Origin of the sequence: Actinoallomurus acaciae (assembly GCF_042429965.1) — a bacterium.
In the GTDB taxonomy this organism is placed as follows: domain Bacteria; phylum Actinomycetota; class Actinomycetes; order Streptosporangiales; family Streptosporangiaceae; genus Actinoallomurus; species Actinoallomurus acaciae.
Genome location: NZ_JBHLZP010000432.1, coordinates 1 through 6,867 on the forward strand (window position 1 = coordinate 1; position 6,867 = coordinate 6,867).

Annotated in this window: 6 protein-coding genes and 1 pseudogene; 3 read left to right on the forward strand and 4 right to left on the reverse strand. The window is 70.7% G+C overall.

Features of this window, described 5'->3' with window-relative positions:
- The 3 genes and pseudogenes from ACFFNX_RS37395 to ACFFNX_RS37405 all read left to right on the forward strand — a co-directional run.
- A pseudogene (locus tag ACFFNX_RS37395) lies at positions 1-140 on the forward strand (aldehyde dehydrogenase family protein); the annotation flags it as partial.
- 74 nt (positions 141-214) lie between these two features.
- The gene (locus ACFFNX_RS37400; protein WP_378210775.1) at positions 215-910 is read left to right on the forward strand and encodes a hypothetical protein; all 696 of its coding nucleotides are present in this window, start codon (positions 215-217) and stop codon (positions 908-910) included.
- A 171-nt stretch (positions 911-1,081) separates the two neighbouring features.
- On the forward strand, positions 1,082-1,327 hold the full coding sequence (locus ACFFNX_RS37405; protein ID WP_378210776.1) for a DUF2630 family protein: 246 nt from the start codon (positions 1,082-1,084) through the stop codon (positions 1,325-1,327).
- A 5-nt stretch (positions 1,328-1,332) separates the two neighbouring features.
- On the opposite strand, the gene ACFFNX_RS37410 is transcribed toward ACFFNX_RS37405, so the two are convergent.
- The 4 genes from ACFFNX_RS37410 to ACFFNX_RS37425 form a co-directional block, all read right to left on the reverse strand.
- Positions 1,333-2,802 (reverse strand): glutamate-cysteine ligase family protein, encoded by a 1,470-nt coding sequence (locus tag ACFFNX_RS37410; RefSeq protein ID WP_378210778.1) that lies wholly within the window; start codon positions 2,800-2,802, stop codon positions 1,333-1,335.
- Between the two features lie 51 nt (positions 2,803-2,853).
- On the reverse strand, positions 2,854-4,389 hold the full coding sequence (locus ACFFNX_RS37415; RefSeq protein WP_378210779.1) for a hypothetical protein: 1,536 nt from the start codon (positions 4,387-4,389) through the stop codon (positions 2,854-2,856).
- Between the two features lie 107 nt (positions 4,390-4,496).
- The gene (argS, locus tag ACFFNX_RS37420) at positions 4,497-6,233 is read right to left on the reverse strand and encodes an arginine--tRNA ligase (RefSeq protein ID WP_378210780.1); all 1,737 of its coding nucleotides are present in this window, start codon (positions 6,231-6,233) and stop codon (positions 4,497-4,499) included.
- Positions 6,234-6,431: 198 nt separating this feature from the next.
- A partial coding sequence (locus ACFFNX_RS37425; protein ID WP_512699872.1) for a saccharopine dehydrogenase family protein occupies positions 6,432-6,867 on the reverse strand: 436 nt, incomplete at its 5' end.

A 6,867-nucleotide genomic window follows, 5' to 3' on the forward strand; every position in this document is an offset into this window, starting at 1 on the left:
CCCAGTGCGAACAAGCCGCCGCGACCAACCTCAAACGCGTCCTGCGCCCCGCCGAAAACGACTGGACGGCCCATCCGGGCACCGTCCGGATGACCACATTCCTGGAAACAAAGACCGTCTGGCACCCGGTAGGCGTGTAGATCTTCGCCAATTGTGGAATAGATCCACCCGAAGCTGATCGACACGGGGGGATGGATCAGTGCCCACAAATACGATGACGCGTTCGTCCGCCCGCCGTTCAACGGCGAGCACGAGCCGTACGAAGTCCGGCGGTGCGAAGAAGACCACGGCCGCCGCAAAGAAGAAGACGACCGGCAGCACGGCGCGCAAGAGCGCGTCCAAGCCGGCCGCCAAGAAGTCGACCCGGTCCACGTCGGCCGCCAAGTCGTCCGTTACTCCTGCGGCCGCCGCGACGCGAGTCTCGTCCGCGGCGACCAAGGTGTCGTCCGCGGCGACGAAGATGACCGACGCGGCGAGCAAGGCGACGTCCTCGGCGCAGGCGATGAACACCGCCATGAAGACGATGAACACCGCCACCAAGGCGCTCATGACCGCCGCCGATGCGCTCACCAACGCGGCCAAGACCATCTCGGCCATCAAGCCGCCGGCCGCCGCGAAGGCGGGGACGACGGCGAAGCGGACCACCACGGCCCGTTCGACCTCCGCGGCGAAGAAGACCGCCGCGAAGGCGGGGACGACGGCGAGGCGCACCACGGCGGCGGCGAAGAGGCCGTCCGGGGTGAAGGCCACCGCGAAGAAGGCCACGACCAAGGCCAGGTCGACCGCCAAGAAGGCGGCCGGCAAGGCGAAGGAGGCGGTTCCAAAGGAGCAACCGGCGTCCGCGTCCCGGCAGCCGGAGAACACGGGTGGTTTCCTCAACGGCCTCGTCGGGAGCCGCAGCCCGCTGTAAGGTCCGGTCCTTAACCGGCCGGGTCCGCTGCGCACGGGGGCCCGGTCCGGCCGGTGGTCGGGAATGGTACCGCGGTCGCGGTGAGGCCGTGGCGGGGGTCGTGCCTGCCCGGCGGCGGTGTGCGCCGCGGGCACGGCAGCTGTCAGACTGTCGTCTTGAGGTGATCTGAAGATGCAGGACAGCGAGATTCTCGGCCAGATCAACAGCCTGGTGGATGAGGAGCACACGCTCCGCGAATGCCTGCAGAAGGGCGATCTGGCCGCGGAGGACGAGCACCAGCGGCTGCGGAGCCTGGAGGAGGCCCTCGACCAGTGCTGGGACCTCCTGCGCCAACGGCGGGCCCGGCGCGACGCCGGTGAGAACCCGGACGACGCCTCGTCGCGGCCGGCCGGTGAGGTCGAGGGCTACCTCCAGTAGGCCGCCTACCCGATCGGCCAGGTGTGGACCGGGGCGTTGGTGTGCATGTGCTCGAGGTACTCCCGCACCATCCGGCGCAGCGCCGCCTGGCGGTCCCCGCCGATCGCGCGCACCGTCCTCGTCTGCCAGGTCGCTCCGTTGCGGCGGGCCAGGCATCGCTGTTCGATGATGCCGAGCAGCCGGTCCCGTACGACTCCGTCGACGCCCCAGCGGTCGAGGCCGGCGGCGGCCTGCGGCAGCAGCAGGCGCAGCACCAGGTCCGTCACCGGCACCTCGCCGACGCCCGGCCACACCACCATGGCGTCCATCCCGTACCGCGCGCCGCGACGCAGGTTGCCGGCGGCGGCGGCGAAGGGCAAGCGGTTCCAGGGCGGACGTTCCTCGTCGGCCAGGGCCCGGATGAGGCCGTAGTAGAACGCGCCGTTCGCCAGGGTGTCGGCGACGGTGGGCCCGGCGGGCAGCACGCGGTTCTCCACCCGCAGGTGCGGGCGGCCCTGGGCGATGTCGTAGACGGGGCGGTTCCAGCGGTAGATGGTGCCGTTGTGCAGGGTGAGCTCGTTCAGGCCCGGAGCGTCGCCGCGGGCCAGCTCGTCCAGAGGGTCGCCGTCGTCGCACACGGGCAGCAGGGGAGAGAAGTAACGGCTGTTCTCCTCGAACAGGTCCAGGACCGAGGTGATCCAGCGTTCGCCGAACCACACACGCGGCCGTACGCCCTGCTCCCTGAGCTCCTTGGCGCGGGTGTCGGTGGCCTGTTCGAACAGCGGGATCCGGGTCTCGGCCCACAGCTCACGGCCGAACAGGAACGGTGAGTTCGCGGCGAGGGCGGCCTGGACGCCGGCGATCATCTGAGAGGCGTTCCAGTACGCCCCGAAGTCCTCGGGAGCCACCTGCAGGTGGTACTGGACACTCGTGCACGCCGCCTCGGGCGAGATGCTCTCGGCGTGTGTACGGAGCCGTTCGTGTCCGGCGATGTCCAGGTGCAGGGCCTCGCCGCCGCGTGCGGTGATGATCTGCTCGTTCAACAGCCGGTAGCGGGGGTTGGCCGACAGGGTCTCCTCGGTGAGATCGGCCTCCCGCAGGGTCGGCAGGATGCCGACCAGCATGAGCCGGGCGCCCTCCTGCCGGGCACGGACGTCGGCGTCGTTCAGCGTGTCGCGCACGGTCTGCTCCAGCGCGCCCAGCGCCTTGGCGGCCAGCGGGAACGGCGGGAGGTTCACCTCGATGTCGCACTGGGCCAGCTCGGTCGCCCACTGATCATCGGCGATCGCGTCGAGGACGGCCGCGTTTCGCATCGCCGGCCGTCCTCTGTCGTCCACGAGAGTGAGCTCTATCTCCATGCCCATAGTGGGCGGTTCGAGTGCGAACCGGGAGTCTCGCAGCATCGCCGCGAACGCCTCCAGGCAGCGCTGCACTTTTTCGCGATAACGTCGCCGGTCTTCGGTGGAGACGGTGATCGCCGCTACGTCCCTGCCCATACGTGCCTCCGGGATGTTGCTCTCACAGTGGCACGAATACCCGTAAATCTCCTAGGTCAAGACGGTGACGATCGCCTGGCGATCGGCCTCCACGGTTTTCCGGAGATTGTTGTGAACGGTGTGACAGTTCTTCAGTGCGCCGGTAATGGCTTCCACCTGCCGGGCGAGCCTTTCCTTGTTGTGCTCCGCCTCCTCGCGGGCCCGCGACCGATCGAGCCGCAGTTTGATCCAGACCGCGGCGCCGACGAAGATCATCACGGCCGAAACGACGGCCAGCACGGCGATTCCGGCCGCGATCGTGAGCACCAGCACCAGGACACCGGCGAGCGCCACCCCCATGCCGAGGCGCTCACCCGTGGGGCTGATCGCGGCGGCCTCGTCGATGGCGGCCTGGGCCTCGGGCAGCGCGGGCGCCCCGGCCACCCCGACCCGGAGCGAATGCCCGTACACGCTCACGTCCACCGCGTCCGGCGGCGTCGCGGACGCACGCTCGGCCAGGCCCTCGGCGATCGAGCGCAGCCATCGTGCGCCCACCCTCACCGCCAGCGCGCGCGGGCCGGGGGCGGACCGGGAGAACAGGTCGCCGCGCAGCAGTTCGAGCGTCTCACCGGCGGGCGCGTCCCAGGCCGGCGGCCGCTCCGCGCCGCCCGTCTCGATGATCTCGCGCAGCTCGCGGGCACGGGCCACGAGCTCCCGTTCTTCCGGGGCGCCCTCGTCCACCAGGGTGATCAGCAGGCCCACAAAGTCGGCGGCCGGCTTCGCGTCGACCGGCTGGATCGCCTCCTCCACCTTTCTCCGCAGGTCGGCGAGGCGTCCGGCCATGATGGGGGGCTCGGACAGTCCCGGCTGGTTCTGCAGCTCACGCGGCAACCGCGCCCGGCCCGTGCGGCCGTCGGTCTTGCCGGTGAACCCCTGACGCCAGCGCTCGCGCTCCTGGTCGGTGGCCTCGGCGGGCATCTCGTCGATCATTTCGATGAGCCGCCGCTCGATGTGCGCGGCGCCCGGCGCGCCGAACGCGCCGTCGGCGCAGGCGATCCACAGCTGCCGCTGCACGGCGGTCACCGTCGTGCCGAGAGACGGCAGCGACCGCGACAGCCAGGGCACCGCGTCGGCGTACCGGCCGGCCGTCGCCAGCCCGAGCGTGAGGAACAGCGTCGTGCGGTCCTCGTCGAGGGCGATCGCCTCGGCGGTGAGCTTCCTCGCCGCCTCGTCGTCGCCGCGCACGAGGGCGGCCAGGCCGTCGGCCGCCGGCTTCAGCCAGTAACCGGGGCAGTCGTCCAGGTCGAGCGGTGGCGGGTCGCCGGCGCCCTGCGCCAGGCCGGTGAGGAGACGGCGCGTACGGTTCCGTACGTCCGACTCCCGGTCGAACATCGCCATCTCCAGCCGGAGGTCCGACAGCTCGACGAATGCGTCGAAGGACTTGGCCAGCCGGTCGAGACGGCGTTCGAGCGTGCCCTGGACCTGCGACAGCCGCGACTGCAACGCCCGCGACCGGGACGCGGCGTAGCTGTAGGCGGCCTGCACCTCACCCTGAAGCTCTTCGATCCGGCGGTTCTGCCGGTAATCGACCCACCAGTCGTCACTCACGGGTCCTCCTTCACCGGGCCCGTGAGCAGACTGCTGTGCCTGCCGGTTCGCTCGTGCACGTGCCCTCCTCGCCGCATATCGTCCCGGTTTATGCGACGCAGTGGGGGCTACATGCGTTCCGGAGTGGTAACACCCAGAAGTTCGAGTCCCTTGGACAGCGTGTGCAGGGTCAGCGCGCACAGCGCCAGCCGCGACGCCCGGGTCTCCTCGTCCGGAGCCTTCAGCACCGGGCAGTTCTCGTAGAACGTGGTGTAGGCCGAGGCGAGGTCGAACAGGTAGGCGCACAGCCGGTGCGGCTCGGCGGCCTCCGCGGCGGTCTCCAGCGCGGAGCCGAAGCCCAGCAGATGCAGGGCGAGCGCCCGCTCGGCGTCATGGCCGATGGCGATCGGGCCGAGGGCCTCCTCCGGCGCGACGCCGCCCTTGCGGAAGATCGACCGGATCCGCGCCGTGGCGTACTGCAGGTACGGGCCGGTGTTGCCCCGGAAGGAGATCATCCGGTCGAAGTCGAAGACGTACTCGCTGTCCCGTGCCACGGACAGGTCGGCGTACTTGACCGCGCCGATGCCGACGGCCTCGACCACCGCACGCCGGGAGACCTCGTCGAACGGCTCGTCGTGCGGCACGTCGTCGAATGCCGCGCCGGCCCGCTCGACGGCCTCGTCCAGCAGCTCGGTCAGCTTGATCGACTTGCCGCTCCGAGTCCGGAAGATCTTGCCGTCGGAGCCGAGGACGCTGCCGATCTGGGCGTGCTCGGCCCGTACGCCGTCGGGCAGCCAGCCCGCCATCCGCGCCACCGCGAACAGCATCTGGAAGTGCAGCGACTGCTGGGACCCGACCACGTAGATCATCCGGTCGACGGTCAGCTTGTCCACGCGATAGCGGACCGTCGCCAGGTCGGAGGTGGAGTAGTTGTAGCCGCCGTCGCTCTTGCGGATGATCACCGGCAGCGGCCCGCCGTCCCGTCCGGTGAACCCGGGCGGGAACACGCAGAGCGCGCCGTCACTGATCGTCGCGATGCCGTCCGCGGCCAGCTCGTCGGCGGTGTCGCCGAGCATGTCGTTGTAGAAGCTCTCACCGCGGATGTCGTCGTCGGTGAGCGTGACGCCGAGCCGTCCGTAGACCGTGTGAAGGTAGACCTTGGACAGGTCGACGAGCCGCTGCCAGTGCCGCATCGTCTCGGGGTCGCCGGCCTGCAGGCTCACCAGCCGCCGCCGCGCCCGCCCGGCGAACTCCTCGTCGGCGTCGTACCTGGCCCGCGCCGCCTGGTAGAAGGAGTTCGGATCGGTCTCCAGCAGCATGCCCTCGTCGGAGTCCTCGCCGACGTCGAGCAGGTGCTCGATGAGCATGCCGTACTGCGTGCCCCAGTCACCGAGGTGGTTGTCCCGGATGACGTTGTGGCCGAGGAACTCCAGGACCCGCGCGATCGCGTCACCGACGATCGTGGTGCGCAGGTGACCGACGTGCATCTCCTTGGCGACGTTGGGCGAGGAGTACTCCACGACGGTCGTCTGGGGCGTCGCGGTGGGCTCGACGGACAGCCGGTCGTCGCCGTGCATCAGCTGCGCCCGGCCGGCGATCCACTCGTTCCGCAGCGTCAGGTTGACGAACCCGGGCCCGCTGATCTCCACTTTTTCGCACACGTCGGCGACGTCGAGGCGCTCGACCAGCTCGGCCGCGATGTCGCGGGGCTTGCGGCCCAGCTTCTTGGCCAGCGCGAGGGCGACGTTGGCCTGGAAGTCGGCGAACTGCGACGGCCGGATCGCCGGGTCCACGTCGGGCTCCCCGAAGGCCTGCCCGAGGGCGGCCTGGACGCGAGCGGCGAGAACTTTCTGCGGGTCGGACATGGAGATCCTCAAGAGACAGGCGTATGGCAGCACACGCTGCGAAGTCCCTCAAAGCCTATCGGCGGAACCGCGCCGGCCCGACCGAATATCCCCCGACCCGCCGGACACCCCCGTGGGCATGGGCGTCACCTGCGTACCGGGTCGCCGGCGGCGCCCGGCGTCATGGACCTCCTGCGGGGTCCTCGGCCGGGCCGCGGGCTACTCGCGGCGGCCCACGACGGTGAAGGTGATGCCCGCCCGCCGGAGACGGTCGAGCAGGGCGTCGCCCATGGCCTCGACGGTCGTGACCTGGCCCGCGGTCTTCGGGAGGTCGTCGTAGGCCAGCGCCATGCCGGTCTCGGCGAGCATCTTCGCGGTCTCCCCGTAGCCCGGGTCGCCGCCCCGCACGCGCGTGACGACCTTCTGCCCGCCGCCCTCGCCCGCGAAGTGGACCTCGAACCAGCTCCTCGCCCGCCTGGACTCCGACGGGCCCTCGCCGGACCCCATGCGGCCCCGCAGCCACTCGCGGACCGGGGGGATCTGGGCCGCGGTCAGCAGGCCCGCGGCGCCCGCCGTCAGCGGCGCCGCGGTCGCGAGGCGCTTCAGCGCGACGAAGTGGCTGTAGGAGAAGTCCGGGCCGTACGCGTCCAGGGCC

Coding starts and splice junctions, on each gene's coding strand:
- argS (WP_378210780.1), bottom strand. CDS start 6,233: ATGTCCGACCCGCAGAAAGTTCTCGCCGCTCGCGTCCAGGCCGCCCTC.
- ACFFNX_RS37400 (WP_378210775.1), top strand. CDS start 215: ATGACGCGTTCGTCCGCCCGCCGTTCAACGGCGAGCACGAGCCGTACG.
- ACFFNX_RS37405 (WP_378210776.1), top strand. CDS start 1,082: ATGCAGGACAGCGAGATTCTCGGCCAGATCAACAGCCTGGTGGATGAG.
- ACFFNX_RS37410 (WP_378210778.1), bottom strand. CDS start 2,802: ATGGGCAGGGACGTAGCGGCGATCACCGTCTCCACCGAAGACCGGCGA.